This is a genomic window from Shinella sumterensis (genome assembly GCF_004514425.2).
Classification (GTDB): Bacteria; Pseudomonadota; Alphaproteobacteria; order Rhizobiales; family Rhizobiaceae; genus Shinella; species Shinella sumterensis.
Map to the genome: position 1 here is coordinate 1 of NZ_MYFN02000014.1, position 21,459 is coordinate 21,459.

Genomic DNA, 21,459 nt, shown 5'->3' on the forward strand with positions numbered 1-21,459 from the left:
GGCGGCACCCGCCAAGCGGGGTCTTGCCATGGTGTTCCAGTCCTATGCGCTCTATCCGCATATGACGGTGCGCAAGAACATCGCCTTCCCGCTCAAGATGGCGAAGGCCAGCCCGGAGGTGATCGAGAAGAAGGTGACGGAAGCCGCCCGCGTGCTGAACCTCACCAACTATCTCGAACGCCGCCCGGGCCAGCTTTCCGGCGGTCAGCGCCAGCGTGTGGCCATCGGCCGCGCAATCGTGCGCGAACCGTCGGCTTTTCTCTTCGACGAGCCGCTGTCCAACCTCGACGCGGCGCTGCGCGGCACCATGCGGCTGGAGATCAGCGAACTGCATCACCAGCTGAAGACCACGATGATCTATGTCACCCACGACCAGGTCGAGGCCATGACCATGGCCGACAAGATCGTGGTGCTGAATGCCGGCAATATCGAGCAGGTCGGCTCGCCGCTCGATCTCTACAACAAGCCCGACAACCTCTTCGTCGCCGGCTTCATCGGCTCGCCGCGCATGAACTTCGTCAAGGGCGAGTCCGCAAAGCCGTGGAACGCGCCGACCGTCGGCATCCGCCCCGAGCATATCAGGCTCTCTAAGGATGCCGGCACCTGGAAGGGCGTCGTCGGCGTGGCCGAGCACCTCGGCTCCGACACGTTCCTGCATGTCAACGTCGAGGGCGTGGGCATGCTCACCGTCCGCGCCGACGGGGACTTCCCCGTCACCCACGGCGACATCGTCCATCTCACCCCCGATGACGGCCGTATCCACCGCTTCGACGAAAGCGACAAGGCAATCCGATGAGACGGCTCGTTACGATCCTAAGGGCTATGTATTTCTGCAAAGCGGATGAGTGCGCCTACGTGGAATAATGCGAATTGATGCGGTGCAATCTGGGAAAAGCAGGAGCCAAATAAAGCAACAGTCACGCCAACGGTTCAGACCCGTTCAACAGCTTATAAAGCTCCAAGAGGGGATACCATTTACACAAATACGCGCCAAGCGGCGCGCATTTGTGTTGGACATCACGTCCTCCGAAGCGAGGATCACGACATGATCAGGCCACCATCGACATTGATCGTCTGGCCGGTGATATAGGCTGCGTCGGCGGAGGCGAGGAAAGCGACGAGCGCGCCGACTTCGGCAGGCGTACCGGCACGGCCCATCGGAATGCCCTCGACCCATTCGGCCATCAGTTCACCTGGACCGTATTCGCCGAGCATCTGGCCCCAGACGCGGTCGTTATAGTCCCACATCTCGGTGTGAATGATGCCGGGGCAGATGGCGTTGACGGTGATGCCTTCGCGGGCGAGCTCTTTGGCAAGGCTCTGGGTCAGGCCGACGACGCCGAATTTCGAGGCGGCGTAGTGCGGCGTGTAGATGAAGCCCTGGCGGGCCTGGCCGGAGGCGGTGTTGATGAGGCGACCCCTGGTGCCGCTGGCGCGGAAGCGGCGGACCGCCTCCTGGCAGCACAGGAAGACGCCCTTGGTGTTGACGTCGAGATTGAGGTCCCATTCGCGCTCGGTCAGGTTTTCGACCTTGGCGATGGTGATGACGCCGGCATTCTGCACGGAGACGGAGATCGCGCCGAGCTTGGCTTCGGCCTCGCCATAGGCTTCCTGCACGGCCTTGGCGTCCGTCACGTCGAGTGTGAGGCCGAGAATTTCAGCGCCGGTCTCGTTGGCGAGTGCGGCTGCCGCGTCCGCCGTGTCCTGTTCGATCGCGGCGATCACGACCTTCGCGCCCTCTTCGGCAAAGCGCTTGGCGATGCCGCGGCCGATGCCCTTGTTGCCGCCGGTCACGAATACCGTCTGGCCTGCAAAACGTGTCATGGTGTTTTCTCCATAATGCGCAGCAGGCCGACGTCGGATCCCGAATGGATCAGGCCGTGAGCCGTGCCGCAGTGAATTTGTCGGTGACAAGCACATCGATGACGCCCAGTTTCAGGGCGCCGGCGATGGCCTGGGTTTTCGATTCTCCGCCTGCGAGCGCCATGACGCGTGCGGTCTTGCGCAGTTCCTCCAGCGACAGGCCAATGACGCGGTCGTTGAGGGGTGTTTCGACCGGTTTACCGTCCCGATCATAGAAGCGATAGGAAATCTCGCCGACCGCACCGGCCTCATGCAGCATTGCCATTTCCTGGGGGGAGAAGGTGTTGCCGGATCGAGCGAGAAGTTCCGACGGTTCCACGGCACCGATGCCGACGATGGCGAGGCTGAGGCGGCCGAAGAGATCCATCGTCTCGCGCACCGCCGGGTCCGCGAGCATGACGAGCTTGGCTTCACGCGAGGAGGTGATGCCCTGTACGAGGAGCAGCCGCGGCTCGCCGCCGGTCAGCCGGGCGAGGCGGGCCGTCAGCTGCGTCGCGTGGGTCTGCACCGAGGCGTCGCCCATGCCGCCCAGAATTTGCACGATGTACTTGGCCTTGGCATTCTTCAGTGGGTGGATGTTGTCCACCATGCGCAGGATCGTCTGGCTCCAGCTCGAAACGCCGATGATCTCATCCTGTTGCAGCGTGACTTCGAGGAAGTGGGCCGCCGCTTCGCCGATGCGTGCCATGATTGCGCCATCACGATCTTCCGAACAGTCGATGACAATGGCTTCTGTCAGGCTGTAGCGCTCCCGCAGCGCCGTTTCGAGATCGGCGAAGGTGCCCGCGGGAGGAATGACCGTCGTGCGTACGATGTCTTCCTGCTCGGCTCGCTTGAGCATGCGCGATACAGTGGCCTGCGACATGTGCATGAGTTCGGCGATCTCAGCCTGTCGCTTGCCCTCGATGTGATACATCTGGGCGATACGGGCGATCAGTCGCAACTCGTTGAGCCGTCCCATGGAACCTCCGGAGGTGAATTTTTATTCACTCATAGAGGAAGGGGCCGATACGGTCGAGCGGTAGATTGCGTCCTGCCAGACGAGGAGGCGATCCGCGGCATCGGACGTCCGGGGAGGGAGGATGTTGACGGCGCGGGGTAAGGCGGCAATGGCCGCGAGATCCCGCCAGACGCCGAGCGTCAGGCCTGCCATATAGGCCGCGCCCAACGCTGAAGCCTCTGTCGCGTCGCACTGGATGATCGTGTGATCCAACGTATCGGCGACGCATTGCATGAGGAACGTGTTCTTGCTCGGGCCGCCATCGGCATAGAGACGACCAAGCCGCGTGGGCGATTGCGACGACATGGCCTTGAAGACATCATGAACTTGAAAGGCAATGCTATCCGTCACGGCACGGGCCATCTGGGCGCGGCTCGTGTTGAAGGTGATGCCGCAAAACAGCGCGCGAGCATCCGAATTCCAGTAGGGTGCGCCGAGGCCGACAAAGGCCGGAACGAAACCGGGTCCGCCGGGAGGAGCGGTGGCCGCGAGTTCGGTCAGCGCCTGCACATCCGGCAGGCCGAGCATGTCGGCCATCCAGGGCAGCGAGGCAGCGGAAACAAGGATGTTGCCCTCGAAGGCATAGGTCGGCTGTCCGTCGATCGACCAGGCGATGGTCGTGGTGATCCCCTGCTCGGGCGCAATGAAACGGGGCAGGGTCGTCATGATCGACGAGCCGGTGCCGAACGTCACCTTGCCATCACCGGGATTGAAGGCGCCGTGGCCGAACAATGCCGCGTGGCTGTCACCGATGGCGGAGGCGATCGGAATGCCGTCCGGCAGACCCGGTACATTCTTCGTGACGCCGAAGTGCGATGCGCTGTCGCGCACCTCCGGCAAGGCGGATTTGGCCACGCCGAAGAGGGCGCAGAGTTCATCGCTCCAGACCTGCGCGTTGAGATCGTAAAGCTGGCTGCGGGCAGCATTGGCAGCGTCGCACGCATGGACCGCGCCATCGGTGAAGCAATGGATGAGCCAAGCGTCGATCGTTCCGAGCCGAACCTTGCTGCCTGAAGGCATGCGATCGAGCAGCCACTTCATCTTCGGGCCGGGGAACATCGGGTCGATCGGCAGGCCGGTGAGCGCCTGGACCTGCGGCGCATGCCCGGCGGCGATCAACTCGGCGCAGGCCGGCGCGCTGCGGCGGCATTGCCAGCTGACCACAGGACCGAGCGGTTCTCCGGTCACCGCGTCCCATACGGTGACGGATTCGCGCTGGTTGGAAATCGCGATGCCGAGGACTTCAACGGCGGGTGCGGCTGCACGGCAGGTGGCGATGGCTTCGAGCACCGATTCCCAGAGACGCTGCGGGCTCTGTTCAACCCAACCTGGCTGAGGATGTTCAATGCCGACGGGGGACGAGCCGCGCGCCAGGATTTCGCCACTCGTGGAGACGAGCACGGCCTTCGAGTTCGTGGTGCCCTGGTCAATGGCAAGAATGGCGGTCGTCATCGCGGCTCCGGTCGGCGGAAAGAAGAAAAGGGCGCGGCATAAGGGAGGTCTTGCCGCACCCCGCACGAAATCTGGTCGCGCACGATTACGTGCGGGAAGATTTTCGCGCGATCAAGTCCACGGCTGCTTGCGCGATGCCGGCGGGCGCCATGCCGAATTCGTCAAGCAGAAACTCCGCGGAGCCGGTGGGCGGGAAAATGCCGGGCACGCCAAGGATTTTCATCGGCACTGGGGCTTCCGCCACGACCACTTCGGCGATGGCCGAGCCAAGACCGCCGAAGGTGGAGTGCTCCTCTGCCGTGAGAATCGCCCCGGTGTCGCGGGCCGCGGACACGACGGCCGCGATGTCGATGGGGCGCACGGTTGCCATGTTGAGAACGCGCGCCTGGATACCCTGCTCGGCAAGAATGGCGGCGGCCTTCATCATACGGTGGGTGACGGTGCCATTCGCGATGAGCGTGACGGCATCGCCGTCGCGCAGCAGGTTCGCCTTGCCCAATTCGAATTTATGGCCTTCCGGCAGCAGATCCGGCACGCCAACGCGTGAAAGGCGCAGGAAGACCGGGCCGTCATAGGAGGCTGCCCATTCGACGGCAGCGGCCGTTTCGATGAAATCGCAGGGGGCGACGACCGGCAGGTTCGGCAACACGCGCGTCCAGGCAAAGTCCTCGATGGAATGGTGCGTCGGGCCGAGTTCACCATAGGCCATGCCGGAGGAGATGCCGATGAGCTTCACATTGGCATTGGAATAGGCGATGTCGGCCTTGATCTGCTCCAGCGAACGGCCGGTCAGGAAGCAGGCCGCGCCACAGACGAAGGGTAGGAGGCCACCATTGGCGAGGCCGGCGCCGACGCCAACGAGCGCCTGCTCGGCAATGCCGACATTGACGAGCCGTTCGGGCCACTTGGCCTTGAAGCCGCCGAGCTTGGAGGAGCCGACGGAGTCGTTGCAGACGGCGACGATCTTGGGATTGTCGGCGCCCAGGCGCTCCAGTACGGCGACGAAGGCGTCACGGCAATCGTGCAGCTTGGGAGAGGGGGTGATGGCGTTCATGACAGGGCCTCCGAAAGCTCAGCGACGGCAATCTTGTATTGTTCGGCATTGGGCACCTTGTGGTGCCAGTCGACCTTGTCCTGCATGAAGGAAATGCCGTGGCCCTTGTTGGTGTGGGCGACGATGCAATGCGGTCGGCTACCGCGTTTCTCGAGCGCGGGGACGATCTCGTCCATGGCATTGCCGTTGATCTCGGTGACATCCCACCCGAAGGCTTCGAGTTTGGCCGGGAAGGGCGCGAGATTGTTGGTGTCCTTCAGGGACGCACCCTGCTGGAAGCGGTTGTGGTCGATGATGAGCGTCAGGTTGTCGAGGCCGAACTGGGCGGCCGAAGCGATGGCTTCCCAGTTGGAGCCCTCCTGCATCTCGCCGTCGCCCGTCAGGACATAGGTGCGGTAAGTCGCACCGGTCAGCTTGGCGGCCTTCGCCATGCCGACGGCCACCGGCAGGCCGTGGCCCAGCGGGCCGGTGTTGGTTTCGACGCCGGGAACCTTGTTGCAGTTCGGATGGCCATTGAGGCGCGAATGGGGCTTTAGGAAGGTCGCGACCTCTTCTTCCGGAATGAAGCCGCGCTTGGCGAGCGTCACATAGAGGGCGAGCGCCACATGGCCCTTCGAGAGCACGAAACGGTCGCGATCGGGGTGCTTCGGCTGGTCCGGCCAGACGCGCAGGACGCGGAAATAAAGCGCCGTCAGGATGTCGATGGCGGACATTTCGCCGCCGATATGGCCTGCGCCAGCTTCAAAAACCGCTTGCAGATCACGGAGACGGATCTGTTGAGCGATGCGGTCGAGATCATTCGGCTGCATGAAAACCTCGTTGTGAATAAATATACAGTTACAGATATACTTGCACGGATAATCGTGAAGTCAAGCGAAAATGGGGGCGGGAGTGCGGAATGAAATTCGCCTTGCTCGTCTTGACACCCGCCGATATGTTGCGATACGAATTTACACACAGTTATGAATATTTATGCGATAAACCGAGCGCGAAGCCGCAAATGACCGGGAGGAGCGTCCATGGTGGCGGATGTGAAGGAACGACAGGGGTTCGCAGGCATCGTGTTGCCTTCGCTGCGCGGAGCCACAGGCCCGCTCATTGGCCTCATAGTGCTGTGCCTCTTCCTCACCTTTGCCACGGACAAGTTCCTGTCTGTGCGCAACTTCCTGAACGTGCTCGACCAGATCACGGTGCTCGGTGTGATGGCCGTCGGCATGACGCTCGTCATTCTCATCGGCGGCATCGACCTCGCGGTCGGTTCGGTCATGGCGTTGGCCATGATGGTGCTCGGTTACCTGAACGTGGTTGCCGGTGTGCCGATGGGGATCGCCATCCCGCTTGCCCTGCTCGTCGCGTCGCTGAACGGGCTGATTGCCGGGATATTGATCACGCGCTTCAACGTGCCGGCCTTTATCGCGACGCTTGCGATGATGTCGATCACGCGCGGTCTTGCGAACATGATAACCGACGGCCAGCAGATCATCGGCTTTCCTGCCTGGTTCAACATGATGGCCATCGTGCGTTTTGGCGGCTTCCTGACATTGACGGTCGCCGTGATGGTCGTCGTCTTCATCGTCGGCCTGCTCTACCAGCGCTACCGCCACGGTGGCCGCGTTCTCTACGCAATCGGCGGCAATGCCGAGGTGGCGCGCCTCGCCGGTATCAATGTTCAGCGCGCAACCGTGCTCGTCTACGTCGTGTGCAGCTTTCTCGCCGGCCTCTCGGGCATGGTGCTTGCCGCCCGTCTCGACTCCGTGCAGCCGTCCTCGGGCGTGTCCTATGAACTCGATGCGATTGCGGCGGTGGTCATTGGCGGTACGTCGCTGTCGGGCGGCACCGGCGGTATCGGCGGGACGATCATCGGTGTCCTGATCATCGGCGTGCTGCGCAACGGTCTCAACCTGCTTAGCGTCTCGCCCTTCATGCAGCAGGTCATCATCGGCGCAGTCATCGTGCTCGCCGTCACGGCCGAAACCTATCGCAAGCGCAAATAACGACGTTCACCCCCATCGCGATCGCGATGGGGCGGAAAAACGGTCGGCAATCGTGCAGGCCGGCAAAGGGAAGGCGGTTTTCTGCGAGGCAGGCACCGCCGGGTAACGTGGAGGAGAAATCATGAAACTGTCCAAACTGCTGCTGGCGGCAACCGCCGCGTCCATGCTCGCACTTCCGGCTTCCGCCGCCGAAGTCAAGAAGATCGGCCTTGCCGTGCCGAACCTGCAGGCCGACTTCTTCAACCAGATCAAGCTCGGCGTTGAAAAGCATGCCAAGGAAAAGGGCATCGAAGTTGTCGTCGTCGATGCGAAGAACGACACCAATACCCAGGTCAGCCAGGTTCAGGACCTGATGACGCAGGACATCAACGCCTTCATCTACATCCCGGCCGGCGCCGCCGCCGCTGCCGTTCCGACCCGTCTCGCCCGTGAAGCCGGCATTCCCGTAATCAATGTCGACCGCACGCCCGAAGGCGCGCCAGGCGATACGTTCATCGCCGGCGAAAGCGTCCAGTCCGCCTACGAAGTCTGCAAGTACATCATCGGCAAGGCCGGTGGTTCGGGCAAGATGGCGATCATCCACGGTCAGAAGGGTACGACGCCTGAAGTCGATCGCTTCACGGGCTGCAAAAAGGCAATCGACGAGAACAAGGGCGTCGAGCTTGTCGACCAGCAGTGGAGCAACATGTGGTCGGCCGACGAAGGCTTCACGATTGCGCAGAACATGCTCCAGGCGAACCCGGACATCACGATCATCTTCGGTCAGGCCGATGGTCTTGCGATGGGTGCCGCCAAGGCTGTCGACGTTGCAAACCTCTCGGACAAGGTCATCATTGGCGGTTATGACGGCGACGTCTCTGCGCTCGAATACCTCGCGAAGTGCAAGGGTCCGTTCATCGCGACCGCGACACAGAGCACGCAGAAGATGGGCGTTCTGGCCGTTGAATCCGCGCTCGCCGTCGCAGCCGGCCAGAAGGTGGAAGAGCGCCAGACGCCGAACGCCGTCCTGACGACTTGCGAAAACGCACCGGAATTCGTCAAGAGCCATCCGTAATCCGGGACAGTAGCAAAAAGGCAGCAGCGCCATGACGAACCGCTCTCCCCTCCTGTCGCTCCGTGGAATCCAGAAATCCTACGGTCCGATCAAGGTGCTCCACGGTGTCGACCTCGACATCTATCCGGGAGAGGTCGTGGCGCTGCTCGGCGAAAACGGTGCGGGAAAATCGACCCTGTCGAACATCATTTCCGGCACCGTCCAGCCCTCCGCCGGCGAAATGACCTGGCTCGGCAAGCCCTATGCCCCCGCCAATCCCCGCGCCGCGATGGACGAGGGCGTGGGCATGATCCATCAGGAATTGAAGCTTCTGCCGAAACTCTCCATCGCCGAGAACGTCTTCGTCGGTCGCTACCCCATGAAATCCGGCCGTCTCGACCGCCGTGCGATGGAAGAGCGTGCCCGCGCCGGCCTGCAGCGTCTCGGTCTCGACGTGTCGCCCGACCGTCTTGTCGAGGGGCTCTCGACCGGTCGGCAGCAGCTGATCGAGATCGCGAAGGCGCTGACACTGAATGCGCGCCTGCTCATTCTGGACGAGCCGACGGCAGCACTCGGTGGCGAGGAGACGCAGCTCCTCTTCCACCAGATCGAGCGCCTGAAGGCCGAAGGCGTCGGCATCATCTATATCTCGCACCGCCTCGAGGAAATCCGCCGGATCACCGATCGCATCGTCGTGATGCGCGATGGCGCCAAAGTGCAGGAATTCGACCGTGGCGACGTACCGATCCGCACCATTGTCGAGGCGATGGTCGGGCGCTCGCTGGAGCGCATGTTCCCGACATTGCCCACACCGACGGATGAGGTGACGCTCGAAGTGCGTGGCCTGTCGGCGCCATCGAAGGCATTTCGCGACATCAATTTTTCCGTTCGTAAAGGCGAGGTCTTCGGCATCGCCGGTCTGATGGGCGCTGGCCGTACCGAACTCGTGCGCGCGATCACCGGCGCCGACCCGATCGCCAGCGGCGAAGTGCTGCTGCACGGCAAGCCGGTGACGCCGCGTTCGCCGATCGATGCGATCCGCAACGGCATCGTGCTCGTGCCGGAGGATCGCAAGCTGCAGGGCGTCGTGCTCGACCATTCCATTGCGGAAAACATCGGCTACGCCAACCTCGGCGAGATTTCCCGCAACGGCTGGATTTCGTCGCGCCGCATCCGAGAATTCGCGGAAGACTACATCAAGCGTTTCGGCGTGAAGGGGCGTGGCGGGCAGAATGCCGGCGAGCTCTCCGGCGGCAACCAGCAGAAGGTGGTGCTGGCCAAGTGGCTGGCGCGCAAGCCGCAGGTGGTGGTGCTGGACGAACCGACGCGCGGCATCGACGTCGGCGCGCGCTCGTCGATCTACGATCTCATCGTGGGCTTGGCGCGCGAAGGCGTCACCGTCATCGTGGTCAGCTCCGACCTCGAGGAGGTGCTGGGCGTCTCCAGCCGCATCATGGTCATGGCACAGGGCAAACAGGCCGGTATCCTGAACCGCGAGGACGCCAACGACGTCTCGGTCATGGAACTGGCGACACTTTGAACAGGAATAGACAGCATGTCGGAAATTAAACTCAACGCACCGAAATTGTTTGATCTCTCGGGCAACGTTGCCCTCGTCACGGGTGCCGGTAGCGGTATCGGCCAGCGCATTGCGATGGGCCTTGCCCAGTGTGGTGCGGACGTCGCCCTGCTTGACCGTCGGACGGATGATGGCCTCGCCCAAACGGCTGATTTCATCGCGCGTGCTGGCCGTCGCAGCGTCCAGATCGCCGCCGACGTGACCAGCGGCGCGGCGCTGACCGACGCGGTTGCACGCACCGAAGCAGAGCTCGGCTCTCTTACGCTCGCCGTCAACGCCGCCGGTATCGCCAATGCCAATCCGGCGGAGGAGATGGAGGAGAGCCAGTTCCAGACGATGATGGACATCAACCTGAAGGGCGTGTTCCTCTCCTGCCAGGCCGAAGCGCGCGCCATGCTGAAGACCGGCCGCGGCGCCATCGTCAATATCGCCTCGATGTCCGGCGTCATCGTCAATCGCGGCCTCAGCCAGTGCCATTACAATGCCTCCAAGGCCGGCGTCATCCACATGACCAAATCCATGGCCATGGAATGGGTCGGCCGCGGCATCCGCGTCAACACGATCAGCCCCGGCTATACCGCAACGCCGATGAACACCCGGCCTGAAATGGTGCATCAGACGAAGCTGTTCGAAGAGCAGACGCCGATGCAGCGCATGGCAAATGTCGACGAAATGGTCGGCCCGGCCGTCTTCCTTCTCTCGGATGCGGCAAGCTTCGTGACGGGTGTCGACCTGCTCGTCGATGGCGGCTTCTGCTGCTGGTAATCGCCAAGCGGCATCGACGACATAGCTGTGATTCAGGCGGGCGTGTAGGGCCTGACTGATACGTCACTTGTTTTGGCTGACGGATGAGCAAACGGCCCCGGGCGTCATATCTGTTTCATCGCATTTGCCAGGGCGGACTCATCGTAGGGCTTTCCAAGGATGACCGCATCGGCGATCCATTCGTGCCCGTCCACACGCGGAATCCCGGCTGCACCTGAAGCAAATATGATGCCGAGTCCCGGCTTCTGCCGCCGGCATTCAACCGCAAGCTCCGCTCCGGACATGCCCGGAAGCCCGATATCAGTCAGCAGAAGGTCGATCGCCTCTCGTGACAAGACCTTGAGTGCCTCTTCGGCGCTGACGACCTCAAACACCACATGCCCCATCGCCTCCAAATCGACGACCAAGGCACCCGATCGCCCGGTTTCGCCCGTCGGCATAACGGGAACAACCGCTGCGGATTTGGGCGGGATGCGCCATCCTCCGGTCGGGAGATCACGTGCGGTGATCGCGGCGAGATCGTCGATAAGAACCGGCCGCTGGCCATGGAGCGCTTCCGCTATCGGAAGGGTCGATGCTTCACGAAGACGGATCGCTGTCGCGAGGCCGGAACCTTGCGTTACAGATGGCAAGCTTCACCGGCGTTGCCATCTGTGCAACTCATCGGATTCAAGTGAATCGGCTTGTGATCGTTCCGAGGAGCCGAACAGCCCATTGGCACACGGGTTCGCGGCCGGCAGACCTGCGAGGGTCTCCATCGGACCGACGCTGCAAATGCCAAGGCCGAACAAGAAGAACTTGTCTAAGCGCGTCAATTTCTTCGTTTAAGCGGGTGGCTTCCGCGGGCATGCTCCAACGTGCCTCATGGGGATTGCGTAATGACGAAAGCACTTGTCACGGGAGGCGACGCGGGCCCCCGGACGCCCGATCGCCACGATGCTTGCAAAAGAGGGTTGGGACGTGCGCGCGCTGGGCCGTGACCGCATCGCGCTGGTCGAGATGCACGGTGAACACAAAATCGTGCCGCTGGCTATGGATCTGGCGGATCGCGCGTATGTCTGCGCCGTCGCGGATGGGCTGGCTATCGACTCCGGCTTTCAACCTCACATCATCGAACGACAGGAAGATGGGTATGGAACGTAATGGAGGGCAGCTGCTCGTCGAGTGTCTCTTGGCACTGGGGGCGACGAAAAGCTTCGGCGTGCCGGGGGAAAGCTACCTCGCGGTGCTCGATGCGCTGCATGATACCGGCGGACGCCTCGATTATGTCCTGTGCCGCAATGAAGGTGGTGCGGCGTTCATGGCCGCGGCCTATGGGAAGCTCACCCGCCAGCCGGGCATCTGCTTCGTGACCCGTGGTCCCGGCGCCGCCAATGCCTCGATCGGCGTGCACACCGCCATGCAGGATTCTGCACCGATGATCCTCTTCGTCGGACAGGTTGGAACCGACATGAAGGGTCGCGAGGCTTTCCAGGAAGTCGATTACAAGGCCGTTTTCGGCACCATGGCCAAGTGGGCCGTCGAAATCGATCAGGTCGAACGCGTCCCCGAAATCCTCTCTCGCGCCTGGACGCTCGCGATTTCGGGCCGTCCCGGCCCCGTCGTGATCGCGCTGCCGGAGGACATGCTGACCTCGCTTACGGGGGCCGCGCCCCTGTCAGGCCCTGTCGAGATCGCTGAGCCCGCGCCCTCGGCTCCTGCCATGCAGCGGCTGCGCCGGATGCTGGAAGGCGCAGAGCGTCCCGTCATTCTCTATGGCGGCTGCAACTGGGCCGATGGTGCAATGGACGCGGTCCGGCATTTTGCCGAGGCGTCCGACATTCCGGTGGTGTCCGTCTTCCGTTATCAGGACCAGTACGACAATGCCTCGCCGACCTTCTGTGGCGAAGCCGGCGTGGGCATGGTCGCCTCCGTCAAGGAATTGTTGCGCGAAGCCGACGTCATCCTCGCGGTCAACAACCGCTTCGGCGAGAACTCGACAGACGGCTACACGCTGTTCGATGTTCCGCAAACACGCCAGCAGATCATCCATATCCATGGTTCGGACCTGGAGATCGGCAAGGTCTACAGGCCCGCGTTCGGTATTCACGCCGGCCCGAACGCCTTTGCGGAAGCTCTGGGCGCGCTTGAGCCCGTCAAGGGCGGGTGGGCGCAATGGCGGGCCAAGGGGCGTGCCGCGTACGAAAAGAGCTTCGACCTTCCCGATCTGCCCTCGCCGGTAGACATGGGCAAGGTGACCGCGCTCCTGAACGAAATTCTGCCTGACGACGTGATCCTGACCAACGGCGCGGGAAACTTCACCGTCTGGCCCAACAAGTTCTTCAGGTTCGGGCCGAAGGCGCGCCTCCTGGCTCCGCAGTCGGGCGCGATGGGCTATGGCGTTCCGGCCTCCATCGCCGCCAAGGTCGCCCATCCCGACCGCACCGTCGTCTGCTTTGCCGGCGACGGCGATTTCCAGATGAACTGCCAGGAACTGGCGACGGCCCTTCAGCACGGCGCGCAGCCGATCATCCTTCTTCTCAACAATGGCATCTACGGCACGATCCGCGCCCATCAGGAGCGGCATTACCCGGAGCGCGTCTCCGGCACGACGATGGTCAATCCGGATTTCGTGGCCCTTGCGAAGTCCTACGGTTTCCACGCCGAGCGTATAGGGGCGACTTCGGACTTCGCGGCCGCCTTCGAAAGGGCACGGGCGTCCAAGACCGGCGCGCTTCTCGACCTTGACATTTCACCCGAAGCGTTGACCCCGCGCCAGACGCTGAGCCAAATGCGCAAGGCCGCTCTTTCTGCAAAGGAAACCGCATGACAAAGCGTCACGACATCCGCCTCGGCGCCGATATCGGCGGTACCTTTACCGATATCGCACTCGATGTGCGCGGCAAGCTCTTCTCGACAAAGGTCCTGACCGATTATTCGGCACCGGAACAAGCGATTCTGGACGGTATCGAAATCGTTATCTTGGATGCGGGCATTTCGGCTGACGATATCGACATCGTCATCCACGGCACGACGCTTGCCACCAATGCGCTCATCGAGCGCCGCGGTGCGAGGACAGCCCTCATCACCACCGAGGGGTTCCGTGACGTCATCGAGATGCGCACGGAAAACCGGTTCGAACAATACGATCTCAGCCTCGTGCTGCCAAAGCCATTGATCCCGCGTGAGGATCGCTTTCCGGTCAAGGGGCGCATCGATGCGCAGGGCAAGGAGCTCCAAGCGCTCGACGAAGCGGCATTGGAAGCTCTTGCGGACGTTATCGCCGAGGGTGACTTCGGGTCCGTCGCCATCGGCTTCATCCATTCGTACATGAACCCGGCGCATGAGCAACGCGCTCGCGAAATCCTGTCCCGGAAGCTCTCGATCCCGATTTCGATCTCGTCGGAGGTCTCGCCGCAAATGCGCGAGTTCGAGCGATTCAATACGGTCTGTGCCAATGCCTATGTCCGCCCGCAGATGGCCGACTATTTGTCGCGGTTGCAGGTGCGGCTGAAGGAGATGGGAGCGGAGTGCCCGGTCTTCATGATCCATTCCGGCGGCGGGCTGATCTCGGTCGAGACGGCGTCCGAGTTTCCGGTTCGGCTTGTCGAATCCGGCCCTGCGGGCGGCGCGATCTTTGCTGCCGACATCGCTCGCCGCTTCAGCCTGGACCGTGTCGTTTCCTATGACATGGGCGGCACGACGGCGAAAATTTGCCTTATCGAGGATTACCAGCCGCACACGGCGCGCACTTTCGAAGTCGCCCGCACCTACCGCTTCTGCAAGGGCTCGGGCATGCCGATCTCCATTCCTGTCATCGAGATGATCGAGATCGGTGCGGGCGGCGGCTCCATCGCCTGGGTCGATGCCATGGGCCGCATCCAGGCCGGCCCGGAATCGGCGGCCTCGGAGCCCGGCCCGGCCTGTTACCAGCGTGGCGGCGAGCGGCCGGCGATCACGGATGCGGATCTCGTGCTCGGCAAGCTCGATCCCGACAACTTCGCCGGCGGCAAGATCAAGCTTTCGGTCGAAAGCGCCAGTGCGGCGATCGCACGCGACATCGGCGACCCACTGAAGCTCGCCACCGAAGCGGCCGCCTTCGGCATCGTCGAGGTGGTGGACGAGAACATGGCCAATGCGGCACGCGTCCATGCGGTCGAGAACGGCAAGAATATTTCCGAAAACATCATGATCGCCTTCGGGGGTGCTGCCCCCCTGCACGCCGCCCGTCTCTGCGAAAAACTCGGCGTCGACCAGTGCCTCATCCCGCAAGGGGCGGGCGTGGGGTCGGCGATCGGCTTCCTGAAGGCGCCGTTCGGCTATGAAGCGCTGGCATCCAACATCATGCGCCTTTCGAAGTTTGACGCAGGCGCTGCCAACGCCATGCTCGGAGGGTTGAAAGAGACCGCCGAAGGCTTTGTACGTGCCGGCACGCAGGGAAAGATCGTGCGCGAAATCACCGCCTTCATGCGGTACAGGGGACAGGGTTGGGAAATCCCCGTGCCACTGCCCGACCGTGCCTTCACGGCGTCGGACGCCGGAATGATCGAGGCGGCTTTCAAAGACCGCTACGCCCAGTTCTTCGGCCGTGCGGTCGAAGGCCCGGAAATCGAATTCGTCACCTGGTCCGTCAAGGCGCAGGACGTGCGCCCCGAGGGCGAGCGCTTCACGCTTGAAACGGACGGTGCCGCGATACCCGCGCCCACCACGAGAGCCGTCTTCGACCCGGCCTCCGGCAGGACGCTGGAAACCGCGATCGTGCCGCGCGAGACGCTGTCACCAGGTGCGCGCGTGGCCGGCCCTGCGGTCATCGTCGAGCGGGAAACCTCGACCGTCGTCACGTCGCCGTTCGATGCCGTCATCCAGATCGACGGCACCATTCTTCTCGTGCGCAAGGGTCACTGATCATGAGCGATATCAATGAAATCCGCATGCAGGTCATGTGGAACCGCCTGATCTCGGTCGTTGAAGAACAGGCGCTGACGCTGCTGCGCACGGCGTTCTCCACCTCGGTCCGCGAGGCGGGCGATCTCTCGGCGGGCGTCTACAACGCCAAGGGCGAGATGCTTGCCCAGGCCGTCACCGGCACGCCGGGCCACGTCAATACAATGGCGGAAGCCGTGCTGCACTTCATCGCCGAAATCCCGCGCGAGGATATGTATCCGGGCGATACCTATGTCACCAACGATCCGTGGAAGGGCACCGGCCACCTGCACGACATCACCATGGTCTCGCCGTCGTTCAAGGGCGGGGAACTGATCGGCTTCTTCGCCTGCACGGCGCATGTCGTCGATGTCGGCGGGCGCGGCTTCGGGGCGGATGGCAAGTCGGTCTATGAGGAAGGCATCCAGATCCCGATCATGAAGTTCGCAGAGCGTGGCGTGGTGAACAAGGACCTGCTGAAGATCCTGCGCCTCAACGTGCGCGAGCCGAACCAGGTGATCGGCGACTTCTATTCGCTCGCCGCCTGCAACGACGTCGGCCACAGGCGGCTTATCGAGATGCTGGACGAGGTCGGTTACGACAATCTCGACACGCTGGGCGACTTCATCCTGTCGCGCACGCATCGGGCGACGATGGAGCGCATTGCCGGCCTGCCGAAGGGCGCCTGGACGAACGACATGCTGACGGACGGCTACGACGAGCCGATCAGGCTTGCGGCGGAGGTCTCGATCACCGACAGCGGGATCAATGTCGATTTCTCCGGTACGGATGGCGTGAGCCGCTGGGGCATCAACGTGCCGCTGATCTACACCAAGGCCTATGCCTGCTACGCGCTGAAATGCGTGGTGGCACCTGACATTCCCAATAATTCCGCCTCACTTGCCGTCTTCAACGTCTCCTCGCCGGTCAATATCCTCAATGCCGAGCGGCCGGCCCCGGTTTCGGTGCGCCATGTCATAGGCCACATGGTCCCGGACCTCGTTCTCGGTGCGCTGGCCAAGGCGCTGCCCGGCCAGATCCTTGCCGAAGGCGCGGCCGCACTGTGGAACATCCATATATCGGCCCGCCCGGTTGCCGGCGCTGCCGGCCGGCGTGCCGAGGTACTGATGTTCAACTCGGGCGGCATGGGCGCACGTCCCGGCATTGATGGCCTGTCCTCGACAGCATTTCCTTCCGGCGTCCATACCATGCCGATCGAGGCGACCGAACATACTGGCCCCATCGTCGTCTGGCGCAAGGAACTGCGTCCGGATTCCGGCGGCGCGGGCAAATATCGCGGTGGTCTTGGCCAGATCATCGAAATCGCGCCGGCGGAAGGCCACGAATTCGACTTTTCGGCGATGTTCGACCGCATCGCGACGCCAGCGCGCGGGCGTGATGGCGGTGAAGACGGGGCGCCCGGCTCTGCGAAGCTCGATGACGGCATGAAACTACGGCCGAAAGGCTGGCAGCATGTGCCGGCCGGCCGCCGGCTGATGCTGGAACTGCCGGGTGGCGGCGGCTTCGGAAACCCGTTAGAGCGCACCGCGGAAGCCAGAGCCGAAGATCTGTCCAAAGGCTATGTGACGGAGAAGAAATGATGAGCCATATCGCCAGCAGGCTTTCCGCCGTCAAGCCCTCGGCTTCCATGGCCGTTTCGCAGGCCGCCAAGGACCTTGCGGCGACGGGGGTCGACGTGATCGACCTCGGTCTCGGCGAGCCGGATTTCCCGGCTCCCGCCCACATCACCGAAGCCGCCTTCGCGGCGGCGCGCAAAGAGCGCATGCTCTACACCGCCTCGCTCGGCACACCAGACCTGCGTAAGGCCATCGTCGCCAAGTTTCGCAACGAAAACGGCCTCGACTACGCCATAGACCAAATCGCCGTCGCCAATGGCGCCAAGCAGATCATCTTCAACGCGCTGATGGCCACGGTGGAGGAGGGTGACGAGGCGATCCTGCCAGCGCCCTATTTCGTCTCCTATCCTGAGATGGTCAAACTTTTCGGCGGCGTTCCGGTCACGCCGGCCTGCCCGGCGGAGAACGGTTTTCGCCTGACGCCCCAGGTTCTGGAAGCGGCGCTGACGAAAAAGACCCGCTGGCTGTTCCTCAACATGCCGGGCAATCCGTCGGGCGCGGTCTATACCGAGGCCCAGTTGAAAGCACTCGGTGCGGTTCTCGCAAACTATCCCGATGTCATGATCCTGTCGGATGAGATCTACGAGCACATCATTTTCGACGGTCGCAAGTTCGTCTCCTTCGGCGCGGCCTGCCCGGAACTTCGCGATCGCTCGCTGATCGTCAACGGCATGTCCAAGGCCTATGCCATGACCGGCTGGCGCGTCGGCTATGCCGCCGGCCCGAACGATCTGATCAAGGCGATGGCGACGATCCAGAGCCAGTCCTGCACCTCCGTTTCCGCCCCGGCGCAGATCGCGGCCAAGGCGGCGCTCGAGGGGCCGCAGGATTGCGTTGCCGAATTCCGTGCCGCGTTCGAACGGCGCCGCGATCTCGTGGTCGAAGGCATCGCCAAGATCGATGTGCTGAGCCTCGACCCGCCGGAAGGCGCCTTTTACGCCTATATCGGCTGCACGGCGCTGATCGGCGCGAAAACCCCGTCGGGCCAGACGCTGGAAGACGACGTCGCGGTCGCGAAATATCTCCTCGACGAGGGGCATGTGGCAGCGGTTCCGGGCACCGCCTACGGCTTGTCCCCCTTCTTTCGCATTTCCACGGCAACCTCCGAGGCGGTTCTGGAGGAGGCGGTGGAGCGTATTGCGGCCGCCGTCGCCAAACTCGAATTCTGATTGGAACCAAGAATGTCCAAGTCCTACAAGACTATTCTCATCACGGGGGCCGCCGGCCGCCTGGGTACGGAGTTGCGACGGGGCCTTTCGCCGCTCGCCGACACGCTGCGGCTGGCGGATATCGACGAGATCAAGGACCTGCAGCCGAACGAAGAGGCGATGACCTTCAATCTCGCCGACGAGGCCGCTGTCATGAAGGCGGTCGAAGGTGTCGATGCCATCGTGCATTTCGGCGGCGTTCCATTGGAGCGTCCCTGGGAGGAAATCCTCGACGCCAATATCCGCGGCAGCTATCACATCTACGAGGCTGCCCGAAAGCACGGCGTCAGGCGCGTCGTCTATGCGTCCTCCGTTCATGCGATCGGCTATCATCCGCTCGAAGCCCATATCGATACGGACGCGCCGGTACGACCCGACAGCCTCTACGGCGTTTCCAAATGCTTCGTCGAGGCGCTGAGCCGCTTCTACTGGGACAAGTTCGGGCTGGAGAGCGTTTGCTTGCGCATCTTCTCCTCGTTCCCGGAGCCAGCAGACCGTCGCATGCTCTGGTCGTGGCTGTCGTTTGAGGACTGCATCCGCCTGGTGACGGCGAGCCTGACGGCGCCGCGCGTCGGCCACACGATCAGCTTTGGCCTCTCCGACAATGCCGTCAAGCCGGTCGACAATGGCAAAGCCGGTCATCTCGGCTATGTGCCGCGGGACAATACCGAGCGTTTCCGCGCCAGGGTCGAGGCGGAAAAGCCGCCGGTCGATCCGAAGGCGCCCTCCACTCTTTATCTCGGCGGATGGTTCGTCGATATCGGCCATCCCAACGACGAGGCCTCGAAATGAAAGACCAGTATGACGTCGTCATTATCGGCGGCGCGGTGATCGGCTCCGCTGTCGCGTATTATCTTGCGGCCAATCCCGATTTCGATGGATCGGTGCTCGTCGTGGAACGCGACCCGACCTATCTGAAGGCGGCAACTTCGCTGTCTTCGTCTTCGATCCGCACCCAGTTCTCCAATCCAATCAATGTGAAGATCAGCCAGTACGGCTCCGAAGTCATCCGCAATTTCGGTGAGATGATGCAGGTCGGGGACGACAGGCCGGATCTCGGCTTCCATTCCGGCGGCTACCTGTTCCTGGCCAGTACGCCCGAGCAGGTGCAGATCCTCAAAGAGAACCACGAAGCGCAGATCTCCTGTGGCGCCGATGTCGTGCTCTGGGACCGCGCCGCGTTGGCGAACGCCTTTCCGCACCTGAACGTCGCGGATATCGAGCTCGCCTCCTATGGCCGCTCCGGCGAAGGCTGGTTCAACAATACCGGCCTCATGTATGGTTTCAAGAATAAGGCCCGCTCGCTTGGCGTCGACTACGTCACGGATGAGGCCGTGGCTGTCGGCCGCGATGGCGATACTGTGACGTCGGTCACCTTGAAGTCCGGCGCGGTCGTCGAGGCCGGCACGATCGTCAATGCCTCCGGTCCGCGCGCCGCGCTAACGGCCCGCATGGCGGGACTCGATATTCCGGTCGAGCCGCGCAAGCGTACCCTGTTCGTCTTCGACTGCGCTCATACGCCGGAGGGAACGGCTGCTGTCAACCAGGGTCGGCTCCCGCTGATGATCGATCCGTCTGGCGTGTTCTGCCGGCCCGAAGGCCGATTCTTCCTGACGGGCTGCCCGCCGGTTGAGGACCCGGCGGTTGACTGGGATGATTTCGAGCCGCGCTACGAAGAGTTCGAGGAGATCATCTGGCCGGCGCTGGCCGAGCGGTCGCCCCAGTTCGAAGCGATCAAGGTCGTGAACCAGTGGGCGGGGCACTATGACTTCAATACGCTGGATCACAATCTGGTTGTCGGCCGTCATCCTGTCGTGCGCAATTTCCTGTTCGCAAACGGTTTTTCCGGCCATGGGCTGCAGCAGGGACCCGCAACGGGAAGGGGCGTATCCGAGTTGATCACCTACGGTGAATACCGCACCCTGGACCTCACGGAGGTCGGCTACGAGAGGATCGTGGAGAATCGCCCCTTCCTCGAAAAAGCTGTGATATAACGGCCGCCGGCTCCACCTATGGGCTATGGGCGGAGCCGGTCGTCATTGAATATCGCCTGCGGAGGGTGACTTGACTGGACAATACACGCGGCTTCCCCCTCTCAATGCGCTGCGCGCATTCTGGGCGGTCATGCGTCAGGGCACATTTCGCAGCGCGGCCGACGAGCTTCTCGTCACGCCACAGGCGATCAGCCAGCAGATCAAGCTGTTGGAAGATACATTGCATGTGCCCTTGTTCGAGCGGAAGGCGCGGGTCATCGAACCCACAGAACATGCGATCATCCTGTCGCATTTCGTCCAGGCGGGCTTCGACGAGTTTAGTGAAGGCATTCGCCGGGTTACAAACTCGACCTACCGCAATCGCATCAACATCAATGTCAGTCCGTATTTCGCCACACGCTACCTGATGGAGCGGCTGGAGCGCTTTCGCCAGCGCATGCCCGGTGCCGACATCCGTTTGACGACCATGGTCAACGTGCGCGACTTCGCCGCCGACGAGGTCGACGTTTCCATCCAGTGGGGCTTCGGCAACTGGAAGGAGTATGATGTTAAACTGCTGATGCATGATCCGAAGATCATTTGCTGCTCGCCGGAACTGGCAAAACAAATCTCTTCACCCGCCGACCTTGGCCGCATGACGCTGCTTCATCCGGTCATGGCCCGCGATCTCTGGCGCAAGGTGCTGGCGCATCTCGGCCTGCCGTCGATGGAGATGGCCGGCGAAATCGAATTCCAGGATGCGGCGACGATGCGCAGGGGCAGCATTTCCGGCATCGGCGTCGGGCTTGTCTCGAAGCTCGATGCGCTTGCCGATATCAAGGCCGGCACACTCGTCGCGCCGCTCGGCCTTGATATCCTCGATACGATGGACAAGAAGGACGTCCCCGGTTTCTATCTCGTCGTTCCGAGGGCGCACAAGCGCGTCAAGATCATCTCCGCCTTTTGCGACTGGATTACCGCAGAGCAATGGTGAGGATC

The 21,459-nt window shown here is 62.7% G+C and carries 19 protein-coding genes; 13 read left to right on the forward strand and 6 right to left on the reverse strand.

Going from position 1 to position 21,459, the window contains the following annotated elements; translation table 11 throughout:
- Positions 1 to 796: ABC transporter ATP-binding protein (locus tag B5M41_RS21360; protein WP_230640275.1), on the forward strand; the 796-nt coding region annotated here is incomplete at its 5' end.
- A gap of 242 nt (positions 797 to 1,038) precedes the next feature.
- On the opposite strand, the gene B5M41_RS21365 is transcribed toward B5M41_RS21360, so the two are convergent.
- From B5M41_RS21365 to B5M41_RS21385, 5 genes are all read right to left on the reverse strand, one after another.
- The gene (locus tag B5M41_RS21365) at positions 1,039 to 1,824 is read right to left on the reverse strand and encodes an SDR family oxidoreductase (protein ID WP_134652031.1); all 786 of its coding nucleotides are present in this window, start codon (positions 1,822 to 1,824) and stop codon (positions 1,039 to 1,041) included.
- Between the two features lie 49 nt (positions 1,825 to 1,873).
- Complete coding sequence (locus B5M41_RS21370; protein ID WP_134652033.1) at positions 1,874 to 2,824, reverse strand: sugar-binding transcriptional regulator; 951 nt, start codon at positions 2,822 to 2,824, stop codon at positions 1,874 to 1,876.
- Between the two features lie 21 nt (positions 2,825 to 2,845).
- Positions 2,846 to 4,315, reverse strand: coding sequence for an FGGY family carbohydrate kinase (locus tag B5M41_RS21375; RefSeq protein ID WP_134652035.1), 1,470 nt, complete (start codon positions 4,313 to 4,315; stop codon positions 2,846 to 2,848).
- 85 nt (positions 4,316 to 4,400) lie between these two features.
- Positions 4,401 to 5,369, reverse strand: coding sequence for a transketolase family protein (locus tag B5M41_RS21380; RefSeq protein ID WP_134652037.1), 969 nt, complete (start codon positions 5,367 to 5,369; stop codon positions 4,401 to 4,403).
- Positions 5,366 to 6,178 (reverse strand): transketolase, encoded by an 813-nt coding sequence (locus B5M41_RS21385; RefSeq protein ID WP_160872543.1) that lies wholly within the window; start codon positions 6,176 to 6,178, stop codon positions 5,366 to 5,368. Before B5M41_RS21385 ends, B5M41_RS21380 begins: the two co-directional genes overlap by 4 nt.
- A 210-nt stretch (positions 6,179 to 6,388) precedes the next feature.
- Between B5M41_RS21385 and B5M41_RS21390 the strand changes: the two genes are divergently transcribed.
- From B5M41_RS21390 to B5M41_RS21405, 4 genes are all read left to right on the forward strand, one after another.
- On the forward strand, positions 6,389 to 7,363 hold the full coding sequence (locus B5M41_RS21390) for an ABC transporter permease (RefSeq protein ID WP_134652041.1): 975 nt from the start codon (positions 6,389 to 6,391) through the stop codon (positions 7,361 to 7,363).
- Positions 7,364 to 7,484: 121 nt separating this feature from the next.
- A complete protein-coding gene (locus B5M41_RS21395) occupies positions 7,485 to 8,417 on the forward strand; it encodes a substrate-binding domain-containing protein (RefSeq protein ID WP_134652043.1) in 933 nt (310 codons plus the stop codon).
- Positions 8,418 to 8,448: 31 nt separating this feature from the next.
- On the forward strand, positions 8,449 to 9,936 hold the full coding sequence (locus tag B5M41_RS21400; protein ID WP_134652045.1) for a sugar ABC transporter ATP-binding protein: 1,488 nt from the start codon (positions 8,449 to 8,451) through the stop codon (positions 9,934 to 9,936).
- 15 nt (positions 9,937 to 9,951) lie between these two features.
- Complete coding sequence (locus B5M41_RS21405; RefSeq protein ID WP_134652047.1) at positions 9,952 to 10,740, forward strand: SDR family oxidoreductase; 789 nt, start codon at positions 9,952 to 9,954, stop codon at positions 10,738 to 10,740.
- Positions 10,741 to 10,844: 104 nt separating this feature from the next.
- Here B5M41_RS21405 and B5M41_RS21410 read toward each other — a convergent pair whose 3' ends face one another.
- Positions 10,845 to 11,372, reverse strand: coding sequence for a response regulator transcription factor (locus B5M41_RS21410; protein ID WP_230640277.1), 528 nt, complete (start codon positions 11,370 to 11,372; stop codon positions 10,845 to 10,847).
- Positions 11,373 to 11,676: 304 nt separating this feature from the next.
- Here B5M41_RS21410 and B5M41_RS21415 point away from each other — a divergent pair, with 304 nt between their 5' ends.
- The 8 genes from B5M41_RS21415 (at position 11,677) to B5M41_RS21450 (ending at position 21,454) form a co-directional block, all read left to right on the forward strand.
- Positions 11,677 to 11,883, forward strand: coding sequence for a hypothetical protein (locus B5M41_RS21415; protein WP_134652049.1), 207 nt, complete (start codon positions 11,677 to 11,679; stop codon positions 11,881 to 11,883).
- A complete protein-coding gene (locus tag B5M41_RS21420) occupies positions 11,873 to 13,549 on the forward strand; it encodes a thiamine pyrophosphate-dependent enzyme (RefSeq protein WP_134652051.1) in 1,677 nt (558 codons plus the stop codon). Before B5M41_RS21415 ends, B5M41_RS21420 begins: the two co-directional genes overlap by 11 nt.
- Complete coding sequence (locus B5M41_RS21425; protein WP_134652053.1) at positions 13,546 to 15,624, forward strand: hydantoinase/oxoprolinase family protein; 2,079 nt, start codon at positions 13,546 to 13,548, stop codon at positions 15,622 to 15,624. The genes B5M41_RS21420 and B5M41_RS21425 overlap by 4 nt, the downstream gene beginning before the upstream one ends.
- Positions 15,625 to 15,626: 2 nt before the next feature.
- Positions 15,627 to 17,243, forward strand: coding sequence for a hydantoinase B/oxoprolinase family protein (locus B5M41_RS21430; RefSeq protein ID WP_134652055.1), 1,617 nt, complete (start codon positions 15,627 to 15,629; stop codon positions 17,241 to 17,243).
- Positions 17,243 to 18,448 (forward strand): pyridoxal phosphate-dependent aminotransferase, encoded by a 1,206-nt coding sequence (locus tag B5M41_RS21435; RefSeq protein WP_134652057.1) that lies wholly within the window; start codon positions 17,243 to 17,245, stop codon positions 18,446 to 18,448. The genes B5M41_RS21430 and B5M41_RS21435 overlap by 1 nt, the downstream gene beginning before the upstream one ends.
- Positions 18,449 to 18,460: 12 nt before the next feature.
- Positions 18,461 to 19,279, forward strand: coding sequence for an NAD-dependent epimerase/dehydratase family protein (locus tag B5M41_RS21440; RefSeq protein WP_134652059.1), 819 nt, complete (start codon positions 18,461 to 18,463; stop codon positions 19,277 to 19,279).
- Positions 19,276 to 20,481 (forward strand): NAD(P)/FAD-dependent oxidoreductase, encoded by a 1,206-nt coding sequence (locus B5M41_RS21445; RefSeq protein WP_134652061.1) that lies wholly within the window; start codon positions 19,276 to 19,278, stop codon positions 20,479 to 20,481. The genes B5M41_RS21440 and B5M41_RS21445 overlap by 4 nt, the downstream gene beginning before the upstream one ends.
- Before the next feature lie 70 nt (positions 20,482 to 20,551).
- Positions 20,552 to 21,454: a LysR substrate-binding domain-containing protein gene (locus B5M41_RS21450; protein ID WP_134652063.1), complete on the forward strand. Its 903-nt coding sequence runs from the start codon at positions 20,552 to 20,554 to the stop codon at positions 21,452 to 21,454.
- The last annotated feature ends 5 nt before the right edge of the window (positions 21,455 to 21,459 follow it).

What these genes read in the sequence shown, in the direction of transcription:
- B5M41_RS21440 (WP_134652059.1), top strand. Translation starts at nt 18,461, where the DNA reads ATGTCCAAGTCCTACAAGACTATTCTCATCACGGGGGCCGCCGGCCGC.
- B5M41_RS21425 (WP_134652053.1), top strand. Translation starts at nt 13,546, where the DNA reads ATGACAAAGCGTCACGACATCCGCCTCGGCGCCGATATCGGCGGTACC.
- B5M41_RS21395 (WP_134652043.1), top strand. Translation starts at nt 7,485, where the DNA reads ATGAAACTGTCCAAACTGCTGCTGGCGGCAACCGCCGCGTCCATGCTC.
- B5M41_RS21390 (WP_134652041.1), top strand. Translation starts at nt 6,389, where the DNA reads ATGGTGGCGGATGTGAAGGAACGACAGGGGTTCGCAGGCATCGTGTTG.
- B5M41_RS21380 (WP_134652037.1), bottom strand. Translation starts at nt 5,369, where the DNA reads ATGAACGCCATCACCCCCTCTCCCAAGCTGCACGATTGCCGTGACGCC.
- B5M41_RS21370 (WP_134652033.1), bottom strand. Translation starts at nt 2,824, where the DNA reads ATGGGACGGCTCAACGAGTTGCGACTGATCGCCCGTATCGCCCAGATG.
- B5M41_RS21445 (WP_134652061.1), top strand. Translation starts at nt 19,276, where the DNA reads ATGAAAGACCAGTATGACGTCGTCATTATCGGCGGCGCGGTGATCGGC.
- B5M41_RS21375 (WP_134652035.1), bottom strand. Translation starts at nt 4,315, where the DNA reads ATGACGACCGCCATTCTTGCCATTGACCAGGGCACCACGAACTCGAAG.
- B5M41_RS21430 (WP_134652055.1), top strand. Translation starts at nt 15,627, where the DNA reads ATGAGCGATATCAATGAAATCCGCATGCAGGTCATGTGGAACCGCCTG.
- B5M41_RS21415 (WP_134652049.1), top strand. Translation starts at nt 11,677, where the DNA reads ATGCTTGCAAAAGAGGGTTGGGACGTGCGCGCGCTGGGCCGTGACCGC.
- B5M41_RS21405 (WP_134652047.1), top strand. Translation starts at nt 9,952, where the DNA reads ATGTCGGAAATTAAACTCAACGCACCGAAATTGTTTGATCTCTCGGGC.
- B5M41_RS21400 (WP_134652045.1), top strand. Translation starts at nt 8,449, where the DNA reads ATGACGAACCGCTCTCCCCTCCTGTCGCTCCGTGGAATCCAGAAATCC.
- B5M41_RS21435 (WP_134652057.1), top strand. Translation starts at nt 17,243, where the DNA reads ATGAGCCATATCGCCAGCAGGCTTTCCGCCGTCAAGCCCTCGGCTTCC.
- B5M41_RS21365 (WP_134652031.1), bottom strand. Translation starts at nt 1,824, where the DNA reads ATGACACGTTTTGCAGGCCAGACGGTATTCGTGACCGGCGGCAACAAG.
- B5M41_RS21420 (WP_134652051.1), top strand. Translation starts at nt 11,873, where the DNA reads ATGGAACGTAATGGAGGGCAGCTGCTCGTCGAGTGTCTCTTGGCACTG.
- B5M41_RS21385 (WP_160872543.1), bottom strand. Translation starts at nt 6,178, where the DNA reads ATGCAGCCGAATGATCTCGACCGCATCGCTCAACAGATCCGTCTCCGT.